The 23687-nt window shown below is 60.7% G+C and carries 17 protein-coding genes and 1 tRNA gene; 6 read left to right on the forward strand and 12 right to left on the reverse strand.

The features are described from left to right. Nucleotides 1-26 precede the first annotated feature (26 nt). Nucleotides 27-2279 (reverse strand): DNA topoisomerase IV subunit A, encoded by a 2253-nt coding sequence (parC, locus tag ACO07C_RS07255; protein WP_421913508.1) that lies wholly within the window; start codon nt 2277-2279, stop codon nt 27-29. 334 nt (nt 2280-2613) lie between these two features. On the opposite strand from parC, the gene ACO07C_RS07260 reads away from it, so the two are divergent. After that, nucleotides 2614-3804: a hypothetical protein gene (locus tag ACO07C_RS07260; RefSeq protein ID WP_421913509.1), complete on the forward strand. Its 1191-nt coding sequence runs from the start codon at nt 2614-2616 to the stop codon at nt 3802-3804. A 118-nt stretch (nt 3805-3922) separates the two neighbouring features. On the opposite strand, the gene aspS is transcribed toward ACO07C_RS07260, so the two are convergent. After that, complete coding sequence (gene aspS, locus ACO07C_RS07265) at nt 3923-5713, reverse strand: aspartate--tRNA ligase (protein ID WP_421917453.1); 1791 nt, start codon at nt 5711-5713, stop codon at nt 3923-3925. A 442-nt stretch (nt 5714-6155) separates the two neighbouring features. Between aspS and rnd the strand changes: the two genes are divergently transcribed. Then, nucleotides 6156-7307, forward strand: coding sequence for a ribonuclease D (gene rnd / locus ACO07C_RS07270; protein WP_421913510.1), 1152 nt, complete (start codon nt 6156-6158; stop codon nt 7305-7307). Nucleotides 7308-7361: 54 nt separating this feature from the next. Here rnd and ACO07C_RS07275 read toward each other — a convergent pair whose 3' ends face one another. Genes ACO07C_RS07275 through guaB form a run of 3 tightly spaced genes read right to left on the reverse strand, consistent with a single transcriptional unit; the run spans nt 7362 to nt 9891 of the window. Then, a complete protein-coding gene (locus tag ACO07C_RS07275) occupies nt 7362-7781 on the reverse strand; it encodes an MAPEG family protein (RefSeq protein ID WP_421913511.1) in 420 nt (139 codons plus the stop codon). Nucleotides 7782-7811: 30 nt separating this feature from the next. Continuing rightward, on the reverse strand, nt 7812-8465 hold the full coding sequence (locus tag ACO07C_RS07280; protein ID WP_421913512.1) for a hypothetical protein: 654 nt from the start codon (nt 8463-8465) through the stop codon (nt 7812-7814). Continuing rightward, a complete protein-coding gene (gene guaB, locus ACO07C_RS07285) occupies nt 8389-9891 on the reverse strand; it encodes an IMP dehydrogenase (protein WP_421913513.1) in 1503 nt (500 codons plus the stop codon). Before guaB ends, ACO07C_RS07280 begins: the two co-directional genes overlap by 77 nt. Before the next feature lie 283 nt (nt 9892-10174). On the opposite strand from guaB, the gene ACO07C_RS07290 reads away from it, so the two are divergent. Beyond that, on the forward strand, nt 10175-11596 hold the full coding sequence (locus ACO07C_RS07290) for a DHA2 family efflux MFS transporter permease subunit (protein ID WP_421913514.1): 1422 nt from the start codon (nt 10175-10177) through the stop codon (nt 11594-11596). Between the two features lie 346 nt (nt 11597-11942). Here the strand turns inward: ACO07C_RS07290 and ACO07C_RS07295 are convergent, their stop codons facing one another. After that, nucleotides 11943-12740, reverse strand: a complete 798-nt coding sequence (locus ACO07C_RS07295) for an RlmE family RNA methyltransferase (RefSeq protein WP_421913515.1) — start codon at nt 12738-12740, stop codon at nt 11943-11945. 79 nt (nt 12741-12819) lie between these two features. Next, entirely contained in the window at nt 12820-14199 is a 1380-nt protein-coding gene (locus tag ACO07C_RS07300) for a Ppx/GppA phosphatase family protein (RefSeq protein WP_421913516.1), read from the reverse strand. 341 nt (nt 14200-14540) lie between these two features. Here ACO07C_RS07300 and ACO07C_RS07305 point away from each other — a divergent pair, with 341 nt between their 5' ends. Together ACO07C_RS07305 and ACO07C_RS07310 are read left to right on the forward strand one after the other, a co-directional pair. Then, nucleotides 14541-15473, forward strand: coding sequence for a lysylphosphatidylglycerol synthase domain-containing protein (locus ACO07C_RS07305; protein WP_421913517.1), 933 nt, complete (start codon nt 14541-14543; stop codon nt 15471-15473). A 133-nt stretch (nt 15474-15606) separates the two neighbouring features. Further along, a tRNA-Gln gene (locus tag ACO07C_RS07310) sits at nt 15607-15680 on the forward strand. On the opposite strand, the gene ACO07C_RS07315 is transcribed toward ACO07C_RS07310, so the two are convergent. The 3 genes from ACO07C_RS07315 to ACO07C_RS07325 all read right to left on the reverse strand — a co-directional run bounded on the left by ACO07C_RS07315 (nt 15648) and on the right by ACO07C_RS07325 (nt 19065). Further along, entirely contained in the window at nt 15648-17246 is a 1599-nt protein-coding gene (locus tag ACO07C_RS07315) for a recombinase family protein (RefSeq protein WP_421913518.1), read from the reverse strand. The two genes, ACO07C_RS07310 and ACO07C_RS07315, sit on opposite strands and share 33 nt — an antisense overlap. Nucleotides 17247-17817: 571 nt before the next feature. After that, on the reverse strand, nt 17818-18342 hold the full coding sequence (locus tag ACO07C_RS07320; RefSeq protein ID WP_421913519.1) for a helix-turn-helix domain-containing protein: 525 nt from the start codon (nt 18340-18342) through the stop codon (nt 17818-17820). A gap of 78 nt (nt 18343-18420) precedes the next feature. Next, complete coding sequence (locus ACO07C_RS07325; RefSeq protein ID WP_421913520.1) at nt 18421-19065, reverse strand: hypothetical protein; 645 nt, start codon at nt 19063-19065, stop codon at nt 18421-18423. Nucleotides 19066-19183: 118 nt separating this feature from the next. On the opposite strand from ACO07C_RS07325, the gene ACO07C_RS07330 reads away from it, so the two are divergent. Beyond that, nucleotides 19184-19435 carry a helix-turn-helix domain-containing protein gene (locus ACO07C_RS07330; protein ID WP_421917454.1) on the forward strand — a complete coding sequence of 84 codons (252 nt, stop codon included), beginning with the start codon at nt 19184-19186 and terminating at the stop codon, nt 19433-19435. Between the two features lie 88 nt (nt 19436-19523). Here the strand turns inward: ACO07C_RS07330 and ACO07C_RS07335 are convergent, their stop codons facing one another. Further along, complete coding sequence (locus ACO07C_RS07335; RefSeq protein WP_421913521.1) at nt 19524-20210, reverse strand: hypothetical protein; 687 nt, start codon at nt 20208-20210, stop codon at nt 19524-19526. 17 nt (nt 20211-20227) lie between these two features. Further along, a complete protein-coding gene (locus tag ACO07C_RS07340; protein ID WP_421913522.1) occupies nt 20228-23404 on the reverse strand; it encodes a hypothetical protein in 3177 nt (1058 codons plus the stop codon). Nucleotides 23405-23687: the final 283 nt, after the last annotated feature.

Genomic DNA, 23687 nt, shown 5'->3' on the forward strand with positions numbered 1-23687 from the left:
GGCGAGGAAACCGACGTATCCCGCCGCTAGCCAAATTTGCCGGTGCGAGGAAATCCTTTCGGCACCATGCGTCCGGCCGAGGCGCGGGCGCCAATCCATTCCGCCAATTCATCCTTGGACTTGACGAAGGTGCGATCGGCCGAATCCTGCCATGACAAGCCGGTCTCCAGGGTGAAGGGCTTCAGGTCGAGGACGCCGCCATCCTTGTACTTCTGCAGGCGAACGCCCTTGCCGCGACCCATCTCCGGAATCTCGGAGAGCGCGAAGACCAGCATCTTGCGGTTCTCGCCGACGATGGCGAGGTGATCGCCGGTCACCGGCACGCATCGCTTGGCTTCGTCTGGCGACTTGACGTTCATCACCTGTTTTCCCTTGCGGGTGTTGGCGACGACTTCTTCCTCCAGGACGATGAAACCGTTGGCATCGTGCGATACCAGAAGAAGCTTGCGCTTCGGATCGTGGACGAAGGCGGTGACGATGTCCTGGTCATTGTCCATGTCGACGATGATGCGGATCGGCTCGCCATGGCCACGTCCGCCCGGCAGCCGGTCGGCGCCGATCGTGTAGAACTTGCCGCCGGTGGTGAACACCAGGACCTTGTCGGTCGTCTGCGCGTGGAAGGCGAGCTTGAGGCTGTCGCCTTCCTTGAAAGTGAGCGTGGAATAGTCGGTCAGATGGCCCTTCATCGCGCGCAGCCAACCCTTTTCCGAAACGACCACGGTGACCGGCTCGCGCTCGATCATGGCATGGGCGATATCGGTCAGGTCATGCTCGGGCGCGTCGGCGAACTGGGTGCGGCGCTTGCCGATCTCCGTCTCCGGCCCGTACTTTTCGCGAACGTTGGCGACTTCCCACTTGATCGTCGCCCACTGCTTCTCGTTCGAGGCAAGCAGAGCCTCGATCTGCTTCTTCTCGGCGCTCAAGCCGTCGAATTCCGTGCGGATCTCGAATTCCTCGAGCTTGCGCAGGGCTCTCAACCTCATGTTGAGGATGGCTTCGGCCTGGGTATCGGTGAGCGACCAGCGAGCCATCATGACTTGCTTGGGCTCATCCTCCTCGCGGATAATGCGGATCACCTCATCGATATTGAGGTACGCGATGAGATAGCCGGCAAGGATCTCCAGCCGTCTCTCGATCTCGCCGAGGCGATGCTTCGAGCGGCGGACCAGCACGTCGCGGCGGTGCTCAAGCCATTCCTTGAGCACGCCCTTCAGCGACAGGACGTTCGGTACCTTGCCGCGCGACAGCACGTTCATGTTGAGCGGGAAACGGCTTTCAAGCTCGGTGAGCTTGAACAGCGATTCCATCAGGATGCCGGGATCGACCGAACGACTCTTCGGCACCAGCACGACGCGGATATCCTCGGCGCTTTCGTCCCGGATGTCCTCAAGCAACGGCAGCTTGCGCGCCATCAACAGCTCGGCGATCTTCTCGATCAGCCGGGCCTTCTGCACGCCATAAGGGATTTCTGTGACGACGATGCTCCAGGTGCCCCTGCCCTGGTCTTCCTGGCTCCACTTCGCCCGGACGCGAAATCCGCCGCGCCCGCTTTCATAGGCATCGAGAATAGAAGCGCGGCTGTCGACGATGATGCCACCGGTCGGGAAATCCGGCCCCTGGACGAAATCCATCAGCTTCGTCACCGACGCATCCGGATGATCGATCAGATGCAGGGCGGCGTCGCAAAGCTCGGCGGCATTGTGCGGCGGAATGGAGGTCGCCATGCCGACGGCGATGCCGGACGAACCATTGGCAAGCAGGTTCGGGAAGGCGCCGGGCAGCACGACCGGCTCCTCATCCTCTTCATTGTAGGTCGGGCGGAAGTCGACCGCGTCCTCGGTGATGCCTTCCAGAAGCAGCGTCGACACCTCGGTCATGCGTGCTTCGGTGTAACGCATGGCGGCCGCGTTATCGCCGTCGATGTTGCCGAAATTGCCTTGCCCGTCGACCAACGGGTAGCGCATCGAGAAATCCTGCGCCAACCGCACCAGCGCGTCGTAGATCGACTGGTCGCCATGCGGGTGGAACTTACCCATCACCTCGCCGACGATGCGTGCGCATTTGGCGAAGCCCTGCTCGGGATTGAGCCGAAGAAGGCGCATGGCGTGCATGATGCGGCGATGGACCGGCTTAAGTCCGTCGCGAACATCGGGCAGTGCCCGGTGCATGATGGTCGACAGCGCATAGGCGAGATAGCGCTCTTCAAGCGCCTTCTTGAGATCGACCGGTTCGATATGATCGCCGCCGCCATCTTGAGGCGGCAAAAGCCTTTTTCCCATGGGCTGGAACTAGCTGAGTGGGTGATTCGCGGCAAGGGCGCATGGCGCCTGGTCAAATCGGCCCGGTCGGCAACACGCAAACAGCAAGATGCGGCGCACCACCCAACATCAACCTGTTACATCGGCCCTCTAAGGCGGAGCACGACGATGTGCGGCTACCCGATCTTCATGGCAAATTCACCGATATACGCAAAGACACACGCTTCGGTTTGCCTTTCGCCGTGAATTTCGACCATTGTTCGGGGATACGCCTTTTTCCCGTCCAGTTCGTCACGGAATGGTGATGGTGCGTCGAATTGAAAAACAATTTCAGGACACTCTCAGGGAACCCGCGATGACAATCAAACGCTCAACTCTCCAAAAACTCGCTTTCTCGACCTTCTTGTTGACGCTTCCTCTCAACGCGGCCCTCGCACAGGATGCGGCGGTTGCCGATCGATTGAAGGCAGTTCTCGCAGCCCAAGGCTTCGACATCTCCTGGACTGGCGTCACCGGCGATGATTCCAGCATGGTGTTGCAGGGCGTGGCCATCAAGCCCGCGGCCGAAAAGGAATCGCTCGCGATCGGCGACGTCAAGCTTGAAGGCGTTACCGCCGCGAACGGCGGCTATGACATCGCAACCGTATCGACTGCCGCGTTCTCGCACAGCAAGGACGGCGTCACACTCACGACAACCCCGTTCGTGATCCACGACATGACGGTTCCAGCCGAGGGCGCCACCGGCCCGCTGGGTTCGCTGATGATATACAAGTCCGCGGAACTGGCGAACCTGACAGTCAAGAAGGATGACAAGACGGCGTTCTCGATGGACGGCCTTGCCATTACCATCACGCCGCCCGCCGACGGCAAGGCGATGGAGTTTTCCGGCACGACAGAAAAATACCATGCCGACCTCACCCTGGTCGACGATCCGAAGTCCAAGGAAGTCATCGATGCGCTGGGCTATCAGAACATTTCGGGCAATTTCGAAATCGCCGGCACCTGGCAACCCACGGACGGCAAGATGGAGCTGTCGAAATACGATATCTCCGTCGACAATGCCGGCACGCTCGGCATGACCTTCGACCTTGGCGGCTACACGATGGATTTCATCAAGTCGCTGCAGGCGGTGCAGAAGCAGATGGCAGCGCAGCCTGAAGGCGCCGACAAGTCGGCACAGGGCATGGCGATGCTCGGCCTGTTGCAGCAACTGTCGCTGAACAGCGCGTCGATCCGCTTCGACGACGACTCGCTGACCAACAAGGTCCTGGAATACGTGGGCAAGCAGCAGGGCATGTCGGCCAAGGACATCGCAAACCAGGCCAAGGCGATCGTGCCGTTCGGCATGTCGCAGCTCAACAATCCGGAACTGACCGCGCAGGTGACGACCGCGGTTGGCAAATTCCTCGACGAACCGAAGAGCCTCGAAATCTCGGCCGAGCCGCCGGCGGCAGTGCCGTTCGCGTTGATCATGGCAGGCGCCATGTCCAACCCGCTCGACTTGCCGAAGACGCTCGGCGTCACTGTCAAGGCGAACGAAGACTGAGCTTTCAGATCCAGTGAAACAAAAAGCCCGGCATCGCTGAAAATGCCGGGCTTTTTCATGGAATTGCCGAGTCTAATGAATCGGTTCGGCTTGTTTTCGGAAGCCTCGCCCGAAGCGGTCAGCCGTCCTTTTTCGTCACCGCGACGCGTAGCGACAATTCGCGAAGCTGCTGCGGGGTCGCTTCCGACGGCGCATTCATCAGCAAATCGTAGGCCTGCTGGTTCATCGGGAACATCGTGATTTCGCGCAGGTTCTTCGCACCAACCAGCAGCATGACGACACGATCGACGCCGGCGGCCATGCCGCCATGCGGCGGCGCGCCATACTGGAAAGCGCGGTAGAGACCACCGAAGCGCTCCTCGACCGTCGCGCGGTCCAGCCCTACCGTCTCGAACGCCTTGACCATGGTTTCCGGCAGGTGGTTGCGGATGCCGCCCGAGGCGATCTCGAAGCCGTTGCAGACCATGTCGTACTGGAATGCTTTGATGCCCAGCAAATCCTCGCCGTTCAGCGCGTCGATGCCACCCTGCGGCATGGAGAACGGATTGTGGGCGAAGTCGATCTTCTTCTCGTCCTCGTTCCATTCGAAGAACGGGAAGTCGACAATCCAGCATAGTTCGAAGCGGTCGCGATCGACGAGGTTCAACTCCTCGCCGGCGCGTGTGCGCGCCGCGCCCGCGAACGACACGAATTTCTTCGGGTCGCCGGCCACGAAGAAGGCGGCATCGCCATCGGCAAGGCCAAGCTGCTGGCGGATGGCCTCGGTGCGTTCTTCGCCAATGTTCTTGGCGAGTGGGCCCGCCCCCTCTATCTTGTCGCCTTCCTTGCGCCAGAAGATGTAGCCAAGGCCCGGCTGGCCCTCGCTCTGCGCCCAGGAATTCATGCGATCGCAGAAGGCACGGCTGCCGCCGGTCTTGGCGGGAATGCCCCATACTTCGGCCTTCGGGTCGTTGGCCAGGATGTTGGCGAACACCTTGAAGCCGGAATCGCGGAAATGGTCGGAGACAGCCTGCATCTCGATCGGGTTGCGCAGGTCCGGCTTATCGGAGCCATATTTTCGCATGGCAACGTCGTAGGCGATGCGCTGGAATTTTTGCGTGACGGGCTTGCCGTTGGCGAACGTCTCGAACACGCCACGCATGACCGGTTCCATTGTCGACAGCACGTCGTCCTGCTCGACGAAGCTCATCTCCAGGTCGAGTTGATAGAATTCGCCCGGCAAGCGATCAGCGCGCGGATCCTCGTCGCGGAAACACGGCGCGATCTGGAAATAGCGGTCGAAGCCCGACACCATGATCAACTGCTTGTACTGTTGCGGCGCCTGCGGCAGCGCGTAGAAAGTACCCGGATGGATACGCGACGGCACCAGGAAGTCGCGCGCGCCTTCCGGAGACGACGCAGTCAGGATCGGCGTCGAGAATTCGGTGAAGCCGACGTCGTTCATGCGCTTTCGCATCTCAGCGATGATTTTCGTGCGCGCCACGATGTTCCTGTGCAGCGTTTCGCGGCGCAGATCGAGGAAGCGGTATTTGAGACGGATATCCTCCGGATAGTCCGGCTCGCCAAACACCGGCAGCGGCAGTTCCTTGGCAGCGGAAAGCACCTCGATCTCGCGGGCGAAAACCTCGATCTCGCCGGTCGGCAGGTTGGCGTTCGTGGTGTCAGGCAAGCGGGCCTTCACCTCGCCGTCGACGCGGATGACCCATTCGCCACGTACGGTTTCGGCAATCTTGAAGGCCGGCGAGTCCGGATCAGCGACAATCTGGGTCAGCCCATAGTGGTCGCGCAGGTCGATGAAGAGCAGGCCGCCGTGGTCGCGGACGCGATGGACCCAGCCTGACAAACGAACGCTCGAGCCGACGTCGCTCTTCCTCAACTGGGCGCAGGTGTGGCTGCGATAACGATGCATTGTCATTGGTAAAGTCCAGGATGCTGGGTTGCGGGCCAAAGCATGACAGCCAGACCCGAAATTCGCGCGAAAAGCGCATGAGAGACGGGTTTTGTCAAGGTAAGCGGGCCGAGCATGGGCCTGCGGGTTGAACTTCAATCATCCTGTGGCTCGGTTCCGCGGAGGGTTGGTAGCTTCAGGACATTTTCGCTGATCCCATCAACTGCCGGACTCACATTCGTGTCCGCCCGCGCTACGAGGGAAAGATTCTGGACCTCGTCCGTAGGCAAGCCATGGCAGCCGCCTCAGGGCACAATCGCACATATAGACGGTTTTTGCCCGCCTCATAAGGCGCAATGGGGAGCCCGATGGCCCAACGGAAGCATAGATGACTGCACTGCGGCTTGACGAAAGCACGCGCGGCTGAAATTGAAAGAGACCTTACTTTGACAAAAGCGATTTGATGCACGTCATCACCACCCAAAAAGAGCTCGAGACCGTTCTCGCCGCTTTCGAAAAGTCGGATTTCGTCACCGTCGATACGGAATTTATCCGAGAGACGACTTTCTGGCCGATCCTCTGCCTGATCCAGATGGCCGCGCCCGGCGTGACCGCACTGATCGATCCCTTGTCGCCCGGCATCGACCTGACGCCGTTCTTCAGGCTGATGGCCAATGAGTCGGTGGTGAAGGTTTTCCACGCAGCCCGGCAAGACATCGAAATCATCGTTCATCTCGGTGATCTGGTTCCACACCCCGTGTTCGACACCCAGGTGGCGGCGATGGTATGCGGCTTCGGCGACAGCGTTTCCTATGACCAGCTTGTTCAAAGGGTCACGGGGGCGCGGCTCGACAAGTCGTCGCGCTTCACCGACTGGCGCCATCGGCCGCTTTCCGACAAGCAGCTCGACTATGCGCTTGCCGATGTCACCCATCTGATCGAGGTCTACCAGCATCTCAGCGCCGAGCTGGTACGGGAGAACCGCGCCCACTGGCTGAACGAGGAAATGGAGGTCCTCACATCCCGCGAGACTTACGATCCACATCCCGAGGATGCGTGGAAGCGGCTCAAGATGCGTTTGCGCAAACCGCAGGAGCTGGCGATCGTGCAAGCCGTGGCGGCTTGGCGAGAGCGTGAGGCGCGCGAGCGCGACGTGCCCCGCGGTCGCGTGCTCAAGGATGACGCGATCTACGAGATCGCGCAGCAGGCGCCGCGTGACGTGACGGCGCTTGGCAAGCTGCGCACCACGCCAAAGGGGTGGGAGCGGTCGTCGACCGCAACCGCGCTGCTCGGCGCCGTCAACAGCGCGCTCGCTTTGCCCAAGGAAGACTTGCCGAAACTGCCGAAGAACTTCCAGCCACCCGAGGGCGCGAGCGCCGCTGCGGAACTGCTGAAAGTGCTTTTGCGCATCATCGCCGAAAAAGAAGGGGTTGCCTCGAAGGTGCTGGCGTCCAGCGACGATATCGACCGGATCGCCGGCGAAGGCGAAGCCGCCGATGTGCCCGCATTGCAGGGCTGGCGGCGCGCCGTTTTCGGCGAAGCAGCGCTCAAATTGGTGCGCGGCGAGCTCGCCATCAAATTCGACAAGCGCAAGATCGCTGTGTTCGAACTCTAGCGCCCGCTCCATCCCAATTCAATGGGATGGGCTCTACCGATTCGCTGCTCGGCCTCAGACGACTCCGAGCAGATGGAGCGCGAACCAGATCCAGGTCAGCGCCAGCACTACCGCCCCAAGGAAGAAGGCGCGGCTGCGCAGCAGAAGGTTGTTGCTGGTCAGGTGGACCCACGCGTGGAAGTAGCGCGACGCCACGAATATCCACATCAGGGCCAGTGTCAGGTAGTTGACGCCATTGGTCGTATGAAGCGTCAGGCACAGGACGTAGAACAGCACCGGCAGTTCGAACTGGTTGATGAGATTGTTGGCGACGGTGACGCAAGAGGCCGGTTCGGTCGTGCGCACCTTGTATTGACCAACCTTGGCTTCGCCCGATTTGACCGCCGCATATCTGCGCCTGCCCATTACGACATACACGATGTAGATGAGCAGCACATGCGCGAGCATGGGCCAGAAGATCGTGGTCTGGTTCATGGAATATCCCTACCCTTCTTGCCTTTCGGCTTAACGCTGCGTCTGCCCCACCATGGCAAGCACCGCGATGACGATCAACGGCACCGCCAAGAGGGCGAATTTGAAGACGGTCAGCGTCGAGGCGAGCGACAGCGAATCGGGATTGGCCGAGAGGAAGTCTGAAAGCAGGCGCGCCACCGCCAAGTTTTGTGCGTAATCGGCAAATGTGTAGGGCAGAACGAGCACGAGCGCGAACACAGCCTGCACCTGCGCCGGCAGCGCGCGAAAAGTGCTCATGCGCCGCGCCAGGGCCACGATAACGCTGACCAGAGTCACCGACAACAGCGCCGGGAACAAAAGATCGAACGTCAAATAGTGCCACACAAGAATGATTTCGCTGCCGCGACGCCCGAGCGCCGTCAGCCACGCCATGCCTTCGTCCGGCGTGAAACCGGTGACGCGGACATCAAGCGACGGCAGGCCGCCGCTCAACTGTCGGAAATAAAGGAATTCCAGCGCCGTCATGGCGAGGAAGACCGCTACCGACACGAAACACAATGCCGCGGCATGACGCGACAGCCGTAGGATCGTCACCGGCAGACCCCGGTATGCGTATTGCTCGGGCCGATCAGGCTCCGCCGGGATAGTTCGGGCTTTCGCGGGTAATCGTGACGTCATGGGCGTGGCTTTCACGAAGTCCGGCATTGGATATGCGCACGAAGGTGGCACGTTCGCGAAAATCAGTGAGATCGCGACCACCCACATAACCCATAGCGGCTTTCAGGCCGCCCGCAAGCTGGTGAAGCACGCCAGACACAGGTCCTTTGTAGGGAACCTGCCCCTCAATGCCTTCCGGCACCAGTTTCAGCGTGTCGCGAACCTCGGCCTGGAAGTAGCGGTCGGCGGAGCCGCGCGCCATGGCGCCGACCGAGCCCATGCCGCGATAGGCCTTGAAGGAGCGGCCCTGGTGCAGATAGACCTCGCCCGGGCTCTCGTCGGTTCCGGCCAGCAGCGAGCCGATCATGGCAGCACTCGCACCCGCGGCCAGCGCCTTGGCGAGATCGCCGGAATATTTGATACCACCATCGGCAATGACCGAGGCACCCGATTTGTGCGCGGTCTCCACGGCCGACATGATCGCCGAAAGCTGCGGCACGCCAACGCCCGCGACGATACGGGTGGTGCAGATCGAGCCTGGACCGATGCCGACCTTGACGGCGTCCGCGCCAGCATCGATGAGGGCCTGCGTGCCCTCCGCGGTGGCGACGTTGCCCGCCAGGATGCGAACCGAGTTGGACAGTTTCTTCGCCCGCGTCACCGCGTCTAGCACGCGCTGGGAATGGCCGTGCGCCGTATCGATGACCAGAAGATCGACGCCGGCGTCGATGAGGCGCTCGGCGCGCTCGAAGCCATCGTCACCGACGCTGGTTGCGGCGGCAGCGCGCAGGCGCCCCTGGGCGTCCTTGGTGGCGTGCGGGTTGAGTTGCGACTTCTCGATATCCTTGACGGTGATCAGCCCGACGCAATTGCCCCGCTTGTCGACCACCACCAGCTTTTCGATGCGGTGCTGGTGCAGGAGACGCTTGGCCTCGTCCTGATCGACATTCTCCTTGACCGTGATGAGGTTCTCACGGGTCATCAATTCGTAGACTTTTTGCGATGGGTCGGAGGCAAAGCGCACGTCGCGGTTGGTCAGGATGCCAACCAGCCTTCCGACCGTGTGGCCGCCAGCACCGCCATTTTCGACCACCGGAATGCCCGAGATCGAGTAGGTGCGCATCAGCGACAGCGCATCGGCAAGGGTGGCGTCCGGCCCAATGGTGACCGGGTTCACAACCATCCCGGATTCGAACTTCTTCACCTGGCGCACCTGCTCGGCCTGTTCGGCGGGTGAGAAATTGCGGTGGATGACGCCGATGCCGCCGGCCTGCGCCATGGCGATGGCGAGGCGTGCTTCGGTGACCGTATCCATGGCCGCGGACATGATCGGCACGTTGAGGTCGATGTCACCGGCGATGCGGGTGCGGATGTCGGTTTCGCCAGGCATGACCTCGGAATGACCGGGCTGCAACAGCACGTCGTCAAAGGTCAGCGCCAGCGCGCCGGTGGACGTTTCAATGATTTTTGCCATGGCCAGCCCTTAGAATGCATGAAAGGCGCTGGACCCGTATGGACAGCGCCGACTCGTTCTTCCCTTTCAGGATTGGCGCTGGCTGGTAACACGTCCCGTCGCGGATGAAAAGCAGATCGTTGCATTGCACAAAAGCTTCATCGAACGGCCTGGGCCGCCACCAATGGTTGCGGTCGCACAAAAGTGACAGCAAATTAACACGACATCGATGGCCAGCCATGATAACCGCCCCAAATATCGGCTCGCCCCCAGCCGCAAAAGGAAACTGAAAACGGGCACGCTCGTGAATCGCACTATTCCGCTCATCCTGGCGGTCGCACTTTTCATGGAGAACATGGATTCGACTGTCATCGCGACGTCGCTGCCGGCGATCGCGGTCGACATCCAGACGAGCCCGATCGCACTCAAGCTGGCGCTGACGGCGTATCTCGTCTCGCTCGCCATCTTCATTCCCATCAGCGGCTGGATGGCGGACCGTTTCGGCGCCAAGAACATCTTCCGCGCGGCGATCGCGGTGTTCGTGGCCGGTTCGATCGCCTGCGCTATCTCCGATTCGCTGCTGGCCTTCGTGATTTCGCGCTTCCTGCAGGGCATTGGGGGCGCCATGATGACGCCGGTCGGGCGCCTCGTGCTGGTGCGCGCCACCCCCAAGAGCGAACTTGTCTCCGCCATGTCCTGGCTTACCGTCCCCGCACTGGTCGGGCCATTGGTCGGGCCGCCCATCGGCGGCTTCATCACCACCTACTTCACCTGGCACTGGATCTTCCTGATCAACGTGCCAATCGGCCTGATCGGTATCTGGCTGGCGACGCGGTTCCTGCCTGAAACCGAACCGATGGAGAACCCGCCGCTCGACGTCGTCGGCTTCGTGCTGAGCGGACTGGCGGCATCGGGCGTGGTGTTCGGCCTGTCTGTAGTCTCCTTGCCAGCCTTGCCGCCAATGGCCGGTTTCATGACGGTGATGGTCGGTCTGGTCTCGGGCGCGCTCTACCTGGCTCACGCGCGCCGTGCAAAAAATCCGCTGCTAGCGCTCGAATTGTTCCGAAACCAGGTGTTCCGCTCGTCCGTGCTTGGCGGCTCGCTGTTTCGCATCGGCATCGGCGCAGTGCCATTCCTGCTGCCACTGATGTTCCAGATCGGTTTCGGCCTGACGCCCTTTCAGTCCGGCATGATCACCTTCGTCTCCGCGATCGGCGCGATCGGCATGAAATTCGTCACCGCGCTGATCTTTCGCGTCGCCGGGTTCCGCCGCGTGCTGATCATCGGCTCGCTTGTCGCGGCGGCGTCCATCGGCATCAATGGCCTGTTTACGCCTGACACACCTTATCTGGTAATGTTGGCAGCGCTTTTGATCGGCGGCTTCATCCGCTCGATGTTCTTCACAGGTGTCAATGCGCTCTCCTACGCCGAAGTTTCGACGGAGGACACCAGCAAGGCGACGCCGATCACGGCTGTTTTCCAGCAACTGTCGATCGCGCTCGGCGTCGCGGTTGCCGGCGGCATATTGGAAGTGTCGACGAGCGTTCATGGCGGCCCGCTGACGCTCACGGATTTCCACAAAGCGTTTTTCATCGTCGCCGCGATTTCCGCGGCGGCAGCGCTATCCTTCATCCGGCTGGCGCCTGACGCAGGCAACGCGGTCTCCGGCCATGGTCGGCTGACAGCGCCCAAGACGCTTGAACCGGTGATCCCGCCGGGATCCTAAGCAGGGCGGCTCAACGTCCGCGGGCTCCGCCCTTCGCTGTCGCTACGGTCACTCAAGCCTTCGGAACGTCCACTGGACGTTCCGATCCGCCCAAGGGCGGACCGGCGGTCGGCGGGTCGATCAGTCCTCGGCGTCCCCCTGCCCTTCGCTGTCGCTACGGGCGCTCGAAGCCTTCGGAACGTCCATTGGACGTTCCGATCCGCCCAAGGGCGGACCGGCGGTCGGCGGGTCGATCAGTCCTCGGCTTCCCCCTGCCCTTCGCTGTCGCTACGGGCGCTCGAAGCCTTCGGAACGTCCACTGGACATTCCGATCCGCCCAAGGGCGGACCGGCGGTCGGCGGGTCGATCAGTCCTCGGCGTCCCCCTGCCCTTCGCTGTCGCTACGGGCGCTCGAAGCCTTCGGAACGTCCACTGGACGTTCCGATCCGCCCAAGGGCGGACCGGCTTCTCGCCCCTTGAAGTCTTTTGCCAGCAGGTAGAGTTCGACAGATTCATCGCGCGACGCCGGCGGCTTGACGTGATGGACGGAGCGAAAATTCTTCTTGAGCAGGGCAAGCAGTTCGTTTTCCGCGCCGCCCTGGAACGTCTTGGCCAGGAAATGGCCGCCGGGCCTCAGAACCGACAAGGCGAAATCGGCCGCGACCTCGCACAGATGCATGGTTCGGATGTGGTCGGTCCTTTTATGCCCGGTCGTCGGCGCCGCCATGTCGGACAGCACGATATCGGGATCGCCGCCCAAGGCCTCGGCGAGTTTTTCCGGTGCCTGCGGGTCGAGGAAATCCATCAGCAGCACCGGAGCGCCGGGAACCGCGTCCATTTCAAGGTAATCGATGCCGATGACATGCGGCTTTTCCGCGGTCGACTTCGTCCGCTGAGCGGCGACCTGGCACCAGCCACCGGGGGCCGCACCGAGGTCGATGACCTTCATGCCTGGCTTGAGCAGATGATGCTTGTCGTCGATCTCGATCAGCTTGTAGGCCGCGCGGGAGCGATAGCCGTCAGCCTTCGAGCGCTGGACATAGGGGTCGTTGATGTGGCGCTGCAGCCACCGGCGCGACGATTCCTTGAGGCCGCTCTTCTTCTTGATCCGCGTCTTCAGCACGCGAATGCTGGCGGAGCCTGGCTTTTCGGGTTTCTTCGTCATTGCTTGACTTCTTGTTTCAGCATGATTTCTGGACAAACGGAACCGTTTGTCCGCGAAAACCGGGCGCCACTTTTCTGGATCATGCTCTGCCACGCCCATTGTTGCGCCAGACGCCATCGTCGGCCATCAATTCGCTCAATATGCCCTCGCGCAGGCCGCGATCGGCGACACGAAGCCGCTCCGAAGGCCAGACGGCGCGGATCGCCTCAAGGATGGCACAGCCGGCCAGCACAAGGTCGGCACGGTCGGCGCCAATGCAGGGGTTGGCGACGCGCTGCTGGAAATCCCACCCAACCAGTTTCTCGATCATGCGGTCAACGCTATCACGGTCCATCCACAATCCATCGACACAGCGGCGATCGTAGCGCTCCAGATCGAGATGGACGCCGGCCAAAGTCGTCACCGTCCCCGACGTGCCGAGCAGATGAAAATTCGGACTGGCCCTGAGATGATTCAGCCGGTCGCGTCCGTCGAAGCAGGCCAGCCGGCCCGCGACATCATCGACCATGGCAGCGAAAATCTCGCGCGTCACGGTGCGGCCACCGAAACGCTCGGCCAGCGACACCACGCCGACGGGCAATGATGTCCAGGAGACAATATGGTTGGCGAGCCGTGGCGACCGACGGCCGGCGAGATCGATCAACGCTATCTCCGACGAGCCGCCGCCAATATCGAACAGCACGACGCCCTCTGTTTCGCGCTCGACAAGCGATCCGCAGCCCGAAACCGCCAGCCGCGCCTCGGTCTGGCGATCGATGATTTCAAGCTTCAGCCCCGCTTCGCGCTCCACGCGATCGAGGAATTCCACGCCGTTTTCAGCCGTGCGGCAGGCTTCCGTCGCAATCAGACGGGCTTTTCGGATCTTGCGGTTGCGCAATTTGTCGCCACAGATCTTCAACGCCTCGACCGCGCGGTCCATGGCGGGCTGCCCAAGCCGACCATTGGCGGTGAGCCCCTCGCCCAGCCTGACGATGCGTGAGAATGCGTCGATAACACGGAACTGGCCGTGACGCGTGGGCACAGCGACCAGCAGCCGGCAATTGTTGGTGCCGAGATCGAGCGCGGCAAATACCGGGAGTTCCGGCATGGGCGGCCTGCGCACGGCCGGATCCGAGCGTATGGCCGCGATCGTGGCCAGGACCGCGGCCGGTTCGCCACGCGATGGGGCTGCCGGAGCCGCGTGGTCGCGAGGCGCCGGCGATCCATTCACCGAGGCCTTGGCTTCGTCGCGAGCAAAAACCTTGCGCCCACGCCGACGCTTGCGCCGCTTCTTGGGCTTGCCCTTCTGATTCTGGTTCGCGTCATCAACCTGCCCGGCGCCCGCATGCCTGCTGGCTGACCGATGCTCCCCCGGACGGCGATGTTGCCGACCGGTGGATGGCCTTCCCGAGCCTTGCGGTGGGGAAGCGCTGGACGCGCCTACCTCCGGCGCGCCTGCGCCGGTGTCGCGGTCTTCCACTGTCGTTCCTTCCGGCGCCGCGCGAACCGTTGAACGGACGCAGCAGGCGCTTTCCATGTTTCAAGTTGTCGCAAGACTAACAGCGCCCGGCCGGATCACCAAGAGCGCATGCCGAAATTTTGCCGGGCGGGACGAATGCGGGCACATGGCGAGGCCCCATTCGTGACAGATGGAATGAGCACGCAACTCCAGTCACGTAATGTGTGGGTAACGTCATACTGGTTGAATAGCCGGCTTTGATGAGGCATTTCTCAATATGGGGCTGAAGGATCGGGAATCGTCGTCGATCCGCCACCGCGAACCAGAAAGAGGAACAGGCCCGAACGCATGGCAGGCAAGCAATGAACTGGAAACGCTACTTCTGGCCGGTTGTCGGCATTGCGGCGGTTGTCTTTTCGCTCTTCCTGCTCTGGCACGAACTGCGCGGCGTCTCCCTCGATGATGTCTGGGACGGCATATCCGCCATTCCCGCCCGCGGCTGGATCCTCGCCGCTGTCAGTTCGGTCATCGCCTATGCGTCGCTTGCCGGTTACGACCACATCGCGCTCCTGCACATAGGCAAGCGCGTTTCATGGCTGTTCGTCACGCTCTGCTCCTTCACCACCTATGCGCTGTCGCACAACATCGGCGGTTCGGTGTTTTCCGGCGCCGTGATCCGCTACCGCGCCTATGGCACAAGGGGGCTGACTGGACAGGAGGTCGGCGTGCTCGTGGCGATCTGCTGGATCACCTTCGTGCTGTCGACGATTCTAGCCTGCGGCCTGGTGCTGGTGTTCGAGCCGCAGATCCTCGACCGATTCTCCGGCATTGCCCATCACGGCCTCTCGGAGGCGGCGGGGATCGCCATGCTGCTGATCGTCGCCGCCTATGTGTTCGGCAGTTGGTTGCATCTGCGCCCGCTCAAGATCGCCAGCTTCCAGTTGCACTATCCGGCGCTGCCGATCGTCGCCCGGCAGTTGATCGTCGGCCCGATCGAACTTCTGGCGGCGGCGGCGATCATCTTCTTTGCCCTGCCCGAGGCAAACAATCCCGGTTACTTCGTTGTGCTCGGCGTCTTCCTCATTTCGTTCTCGGTAGCGCAGATCTCGCACGCGCCGGGTGGGCTTGGCGTGTTCGAAGTGGTGTTCCTGGCTGGGCTGTCGGACATGGACCCGGTCAGCGTGCTGGCTGCGTTGCTGGTATTCCGGCTGTTCTACCTGATCATCCCGCTGATCATTGGACTGGGCGTTGTGCTGTTTTTCGAGCGCTCGCAGTTCAGCCGGCCCGGCAAGTAGGCGCCGCGCGTCAAATCGCGGAACGTTGTGATTTGAAAGATAAAGCAGGCTTGACTATTTTCCGCTGGCGGCTACAAGGCAGCGCTCACAGCGGCTCGGCCGCTCAGCCCGCGCGGTTCATGACCACGCCTGCTGGGGAATAGGTTAACGGTAGACCCACGGACTCTGACTCCGTTAGTCCTGGTTCGAATCCAGGTTCCCCAGCCAAATTGGATGCCTCGTCAACGACACATCCCCACGAGCTTGTTCAGCTGCGGCAGACGCGGCCGCTTCCGCAAGTAAATCAAACGGTTGCCTGAAAACGGCGCGGACCTCTCCGCCACTCCATTCGCAGTTCGACAGCACCAGATTCAAAAGTCGTTTTTTCTCATTTGGGGCCTGACGAGTGAACATTTGGCTGGCGTTGCGGGCTAGCTCAAGCAGTTGGATTCCATCGTCCATGTATGATTCTTGCGCCTCGCCATGGCGCTCTATCTCACGCAGCAGGCGCGTTTGTTCGACGCGCCATTGCGCCGACATGCGGTCGTAGAAGGCATTGTCGATGCGACCGTCGAGCTTGTCCAGGTACATGGCGTTGAGGCGGTCTTCGAGACGCTTGTACTGAGTCTGACACCGCTCAATCGCCTGTTCCTGCTCCCGCCGCTCATCTGCATGGCTCGCCTTCAGCGCGTCGCGTACCCATTCCAGAACCTCCTCATCGAAATGAAGTTGGTCCAGGAGGCCGGCAAAGGTCTTATCCAGCACCTCCTCGCGAACATATTTGCGGCGACAGTCCGCATAGCCGCCCCGGCCTTTGTCGGCATGTCCCGTGCAGTGGTAGTAGATGTATTTCCCCTTCTTGACCTCCGCCACGACCGCACAGCCGCACTCAGCGCAGGTCATGAGGCCCGAGAAGGCGAACTCATAACCATAGGAATGGATAGGGGTCGCGTGCCGGCCTGCCAGGACGCCCTGGACCCGTTCCCAGAGGTCGATCGATACCAGCGGCTCGTGCTTGCCGTGGTGCAGCCTGCCATTCCATTGAAACAGGCCCGTGTAGAGCCGATTGCGCAAAATCGTGTGCACGGTACTGACCGGTACCGGATTGCCGCTCTTTGGATGGATGAGGCCGTGGGAATGCGCGGCCTTCGTGAGTGCCTTGAGTGAATACTGGCCGGTCGCGTAGCGCTCGAATAGCTTGGTGATAACCGACGCTACCACAGGGTCCGGCTCGATGACCTTCTTACCGTCCTTGGCCGTGACATTGAGATAGCCGAGCGGCGCCTTGGACGGCCAAATCCCCTGTTCCGCCTTTTCCATCTGCCCTTTCCGAGCTTCCTCAGAAAGGTTGTCGATGTAGTTTTTGGCCATCAGCACCTTGATGCCATGCATGAACTTTTCCGAGGATCGCGAGTCTCGCGACAACACCACGCCTTCCTTGGCGAGGTGGATTTCGACATCGAGTTCGTCGAGCGTCACCCAATCCTTGAGGTTGCGGTAGAGGCGATCGGTCTTCTCGACCAGGATGACGCGTACGCCAGGATGCTTGCGCAGATATTTGACCATCTCGCCGAAGTTGGTCCGCCCGGTGTTCTTGGCGGTCTCGACATCAACATATTCCTCGACAATGCCAAACTGCCGCTGAAGAGCATATTCTCTCAACAGCTTGCATTGCGCCGGGATCGAAAAGCCTTCTTTCTCCTGCTCTTTCGAGGACACGCGCGCATAAAGCAGTGCTTTCACGAAGCTGCCGGGCTTCGCCTTCGGTGCTTCCCGTTTGTCAATCGGCTTCATCTCAGCTCCTTCGCGGTCACGAAACCGCACATGTGATTAACATGTCGGCGGTCAGGACTGGCACAACGTGCGGACCTGCAGTCGGCGGAACCGTCTTTCCTCGTGCCATCTGAGGCGGCCAAGAGCCATAACGCGATATCAGGTGGGTCCGACTCAATCGATCTTGTGCCACTCGGCAAGGATCCGAAAGAACCCGCTGACATTCTCTACGATCTGGCGCGCTTCTTCCTTGGAAAGCGAACGACCGGTGCGTGCCTCGAAGAGTTGAACCGTTCGTTCCAGCAAGGCGTCGTCGACAGCGCGCGGCCGAGAATATGGGACGGCCTCGACCTGCCGACTGGCATCTCTGCGTGTTGCCTTCATCGCACTTGCCCGGTTTCGAACGCGCGATTGCGCGGTCAGAGCAAGGATCGTTGAAATCTGCGTAATCTCGCATGCCCGTTATGTACGCTACCGTTGCCTTTTCTACTCCGCTTCGCTTCCGATAGTCATTCCGGGCTCTGGAATTCCCAGCGCCTGTCAATCAATGAGGAGCGTGGTGTAAGGAGCACTCGCGAGCTTCCGACAGGAATCACCTAAGCAACCTGCCCGCGACCGAAATGGGTTCGGCGGACGTTCCGCTCTCCTTGTCGACGGCCGCCAGTTCCTCCCCCAATGCGGAGATCAAGGCCGACACACGGCCGCGCACCCGTGGATGAAGTTGCACCAGCCCTTCAATCAGGCGTCGTCCTTCCGCGCTGGCAATAAAATCGATGCGCTCGTCTACCGGTAGCGTAGGAACGTCACGGTCAGTCTCATTGCCCGGCAGGCCTTCGAAAAAACGGCTGACTGGGACGGCCAATGAACTGCCGATCTCGAAGAGCATGGAGGCGCTCACGCGGTTTCTAGCGTTCTCATATTTTTGCAGCTGCTGAAAACTGATCCCTATAGATCGGGCAAGCTGGGCCTGCGATACGTCCGACTGCACGCGAACCGCAGCGATCTGCCTGCCGACATATTGATCAGCAGGGTGCGGGCCACTCTCGATTCCACGGCTTACCGGTGCGTTGAAGACGCTGCGGCGCCCTGGCTCCGCAAATGCTTTTCGGAACTGCATCAGTCGCTCCATGTGTAGAGAGTTTGTCTCGGTAAGCCCCCGCGAAAATCACCAAACCTGGTACCGAAATCGCGATCATCAGCTCGAGACTTTCTGCTCTCTAATCCGAGCTATATCGTCTAAGGCCGAGCGGATTTGTGGCCATGGTGGTTCACTGTCGTGCAGCGAATACTCCCCTTCCCTAAGCACTGCATCCAGCTTAGCGGCTATACCAGCAAGCGACGTAGCAGGGACTTGGGAAAAGGCTTCCAGCAATTCCCGCACTTTCTCGGCAGCTTCGCGCTCCGCAAGCAAGCCCGTTGAGTAACCAATCGCTCTGTCGGCCGCATCCCAGCGCGCCTGATGGGCTACGATTTCGGCTTCGGCCTGAGTGACAGCCGCTGTGTTCGCCGAACGAACATCGAGCAATTCTTGGAGGGCTTCAAGAGAGTGAACGGTCACGCTCTCGCCGTCGGAAAACTTCACTGTCGTACAAGGGAAACCGACGGTCTCGATAAGTACCCTCTCCAACTGCTGCTGCTGATTGCAAAGCCGTTCAGTCTCTTCCCAAGCCGCCTGCCATCGTTTCCACACCACCACCGCTGGATCAATGGCGTCATCACCCTCCAATTCGCTGCGAGCAAACGATGTAGCCTGCGTTGCCGCCATTGCGATTGCTGTTCCCGCAAGCACCTTCCTGCGCGTGACGAAAGGCAAAGTCGTGTTATTGTCGGAATCAGCCATGATCCGAGCTCCCAGAAGCTTAGGCGTGGTCAGGCCGCACCGGTGTTACCAGCACCTGTGCGGCCGTGTCCTGTAATTATTAATGTCACTTTTTGTGACTTTTAGCAAGTTGAATGTCATGAAAAAGGACATATTGCCCCAGCAGATTCGCGCAGCACGGGCATTGATCGATTGGACAAGAGACGACTTGGCAAACGCATCCGGTTTGACAGTTCGGACGCTTGCCAGAATCGAGAGTTCTCAAACTGCCCCCAGACAAACAACGCTTGAAGCGTTGGCCAAGGCACTTGAGGCCGCAGGAATCGAATTCATTTCACAGAATGGAGGCGGACCCGGTGTTCGGCTTGCCCGTCGAGTGGATGGGAAATGACCAGAACCCGGGAGTACATCTAGCGCTGACTGAAACACTCTGAGATGATTATCCTGAGGGAATAACCTGTCGCAGCGACTGGATATTCTTACGATTTAATGAAATCGTGATCAAGATTCAAGTAAATTCTCAGCATCCTGAGAAGTTCGACGAAACCAGCAGCGTCACCAAGTTTAGCTTGCTCCACGAAGATTTGCTTCAATCTGGGCTTTGCTTGGGGATGGATTTCGCGGTGCGTCCGCCCGCCACGCTCGACCTCAGCCAAAACGCCGCTCGGGTGCTGCGCTTTGAGAATTGACAGGACGCGCTCGGAACAAAGGTCCTCGATCTCCCAATCAATACGTCCGAACGGCCGGTTCACTCGAGCAACCTCCATCGCGCGGTCCAACGCTGGAGGAAACATAGGCATCACCGGATGCAGCAGAAAAACATCCACATAGGGCTCGACCCGACGATCGAAGCGGGAAGCGACAACAAAAGCGCCTCTGCCAGCCATGTCGTTGTCAAAAAGACCGACGAAGCGGTGCAGCACCACGCCCGCTGCCTCCGCGTCATTTTCGGCAAGTTGTCGGAAGAAGCTGAGGCGACGATTCACACCATCGACGCCCCCGTCATCACTACGACCGGCCGCGACAACTGCCAAATCGGCATCTAGCAAGGGCCGGCCGTGTTCAATCGCATGGAGGTCTGAGGCACGGGTGAAATAGGCGACGTCGGACGTTCCTTCCACGATCACGTTATTGCGCGCCAAGTTCCAGCCCATCTGAGCTGCCATCTGCTCGACAACCCCAGTCACCGCCACGCCGCCGTTAGGGGCCTCAGGAGAGGCCCATTGTGCCCAAAGGAAATGTAGCCTGCCAATTCAGAGCCCGGGGCAAGCCTAACCTGGCCAAACTCGGCAGGTCGGAAGGGTACCTCGACACCTCCGAACACTTCGATCTTCGCAAATGCTCGACCGTCGTCGTTGGAAACCACCCGCGCTCTAACTTGGCGTCGTTCTGAGCCAGATGTGTCCAGCAGCCAATGCAGTCTCGCCGGTACCTCCACGAAGTGCTCACCACGCCGCCACATCGACCTGAGACGCCGAAACTGGATATTGCCTTCGTGCGCCCGATTCTGCTGGAACATCAGCAAGGCCATTTCCAGCTGCATCTGGGGCGTGAACGCGGGGCCGCTCCCATTCAGTGATTGCAGGAGTTCGAGCTGCACTGCAAAGTCGAGTGGGCGATCAATCGAGAGCAAGAGGTAGCGGAGTTTAACAGCTTGGACGTTACCTGACAGCACCGGCTGGGCGAGAACAGCGGCAGCCGAGGCACGGTTGGTGGGTGGCAAGTCAGCAAGCGACGCTCCTTGGAGGCGTACTACGCCCGCGCCCAATTGGGCGAGGGCGATCGCGACTGCTCCAAGCTCCGTCTCTGGATCGGCCTTGTCCGTACCGCTGCTGTTCATCAGGAGCGCAAAGGCGCGCTCTGCGAGCCGCCCGAGCGCGTTTCGGCGCGCCTCAGACCCAGGACGATCCATCAAGCCATATACGAGCGCGAGCACCTCCAGCGCCCGGCCGGCCGCGACGTGCTCGTCTGCCGCCCCTTCGGCAAGAAGTGCGCGGCCGTAGGTTTCCACCACGAATGAGTTGTCTGGATTGAGCGAATAGGCCCGACGCGTTGCCTCCTGGGCAGCCGCTCGGGAAGCCTGAACAACCGTGTCACTACAGCCCGCAGAAACTTGCGCCTCTGCAAGATCGTGAAGCGCATGAGCCAGCGAATTGTACAGGTTGATGTCCGACTCTCCCCCGGTTGTGGGATCGAGGCGAAGAGCTACCTCCAAATCCGCAGCCGCCCGGCTCAGCAGTTCAACGCGCTCGAGATCCGAGACCATGAAGCCGTCAGGGTCGGAGGCGATGCGACGCCGGGAAATTGAACAGTGGTGAAGGAACGTCCTGCTCGTGGCACGCAGCGACCGCGGCATTTCGTCAAGAGCCGCCAGAACCTCGCGCCAAAACGGAACGAAAGCGGCATGGCCATGATCTGGATCGATCTTAAAGATCGATATCGCGAAGGCGTCGGCAACCTCTCTAAGGTGAGACTGCTGGAGGACAGGTAGCGAAGAAATCTGCCTAAGCAGCAGGAAGCGAAGATGCTCGGGATTCCTTGCCTCGACGTAGCCAAGCGCCTCCCGTGCGCTGTAGTCATTAAACAGCCCGCCTAGCAGGTAGCGCCCAAGAAGATTATGGGCTAGCGACCAATAGCGCTCGGTCTCACCATGCACCCTTGTGAGCCCGAGAATCCCAAGTTCCTTACGCGCATCCTCTATACGCTCCGCGAGAGGCCAGCCGGTTGTCTCGGGAAGCAGCGCATCGGGAAGCGGCTCGCGTTCTGTGCTGAATGCAGCGACTCTCAGCAATGCCACCCTTATCTCGCCATCGGCAACTTGATCACGAAAGGCTCGATACACTCGCGACTGCACCGTCTCGCCAAGGTCGACCTGTCGCTGCAGCCAGAAGGCGAGCACGATCCAGAAAGCGGTAACGCCCCGAGAAGCCCCAACTGCCGTGGAATCAAAGAAAGCGCGCCACTCGGCGTCAGTCCGAGCGGTGTTGTGCGGAGCCAGAAACCGATTCAGGTGTCTCCCCAAGAGCAGCGCGTCGCTTGCCTTGACCCGGTGCGACAAGCTTGCGAGCGGGACGAATCTTGAATCGCCCAGGACCTCCAGCCCGACGATCGGACCAGTCGCCATTACGATGCACACGCGACGCCCGCTACGTGCGATCTCGCGAGCAAAATTCAGCAACTCGCCGTGCCTTGCGTACCAGTGGCTCTGGTCGAAGATCAGGACGCATGGCGCCTCATACAGCCGACCGCCGCCATTATGGTCCCTGTCCGCGCCTATTAACCTTGTGAGCAGACCAGACAGCTCAAGACCCGTAGCCGACGACGGGCCACGCTTTGCGACCAGCGTTGGATAACCCGCCGACGCAGCCTGCCAAGCCAAGTCACGCAGGAAGGTAGTTGCGCCAGCCCCAGATTCGGCGGTGACATAGAGAATGCGATTAGCTTCCACCCCATTTCTATCGAGCAACCGCAACCGGGAACGGAGGGTCTCCCAGGCGGCCGCTTCACGTTGCCATGCCAAGCCAGCGGCGTAGGGCCGCCAGGAAGTCGCAGGATCAGAGAAGAAGCCGTCGACCTCCGACGCGGTGAGGTCTGTTGGCTGTATGGGCGTGAGCTCTTCAACACCGATTAGTTCGTATCCGGCTAATACAGGCCGTTGAGGATCGTCGATGTGGGCCGCGTCAACGTTTCGCGTCCCTCCCCTGTCGTCCCTAATGCGGACGACGCGCGAGCCATCGCGCCCGCGCAGAAACTCTGTCCTCAGTGCCTCTGCGAAGCTTGACGGCGCTGCTCGGATTAGAGTGACGAAGGGCGCGGATCGTTCATTCCGCCAAAGTCTGAGTGCCTCGTCCGCACTAGGGTGGTCGGAAACAAAGGTCAGTACTGTGCGGAAGCCATCGTCCCACAGCTCGCCCAGTTCATCCGGCACGGCAAAGGTGCCCGCCACTGCAACGATCAGCTGCCGGACCGATCGCGTACGCAATTCCTGCAACATCGTTAGACGCCGCGTCAGCGCTGCGAGGCCTGTGCGGCGCTGGGTACCCCTTCCGTTCAGCAGGAGAACCGCCAGATGGCGCGGCGGCATTAGCACATCGGCAGGATCCGTATCCACGACGTGTATGAGGCCGCGGCGACGGACTAACGGGTGGTCGACCGGCTCGGCTGCCTCAAGCCCCCGCACGAAGGCCTCGTCTGAGCGCTCCGAGAGCACGACACTCCAGGGCAGCTGACACATGCCGATGGCGGCACCTGCCTCCAAAGCATCGTCACTGCCGGCTAACCACAGCGCGATGTCCCGGCTGTCCAACTGCGTAAGTATCGGCGCGGAGATGCTATGGTGAGAATCTTTAGACATCGTCATGAGGTTGATCGTTAGCGAAGAAGCAATTTTTGTCTAGCGGCGGATGGTACTTCCTCATCGAGGCCCATGCTTTCTGTCAACTTCAAAGAAATCCGACGACCATCCCGCAGGGAACGTGGGAACTTTAAGTTAATTTTATCAGCTGTCCGACGCCCCGCCTATGTTCGCGATTCTATTGGTTTTGGCATTTGGGAGCATATCTACAGAGGGAAGCACTACGTAGCATCGAGTCGTCGCTAGCAACGCTGAGGCGGAGCCGCCAGGGCCTCGCCCAGCATTGAAG

This window comes from Mesorhizobium sp., from assembly GCF_965229135.1.
In the GTDB taxonomy this organism is placed as follows: domain Bacteria; phylum Pseudomonadota; class Alphaproteobacteria; order Rhizobiales; family Rhizobiaceae; genus Mesorhizobium.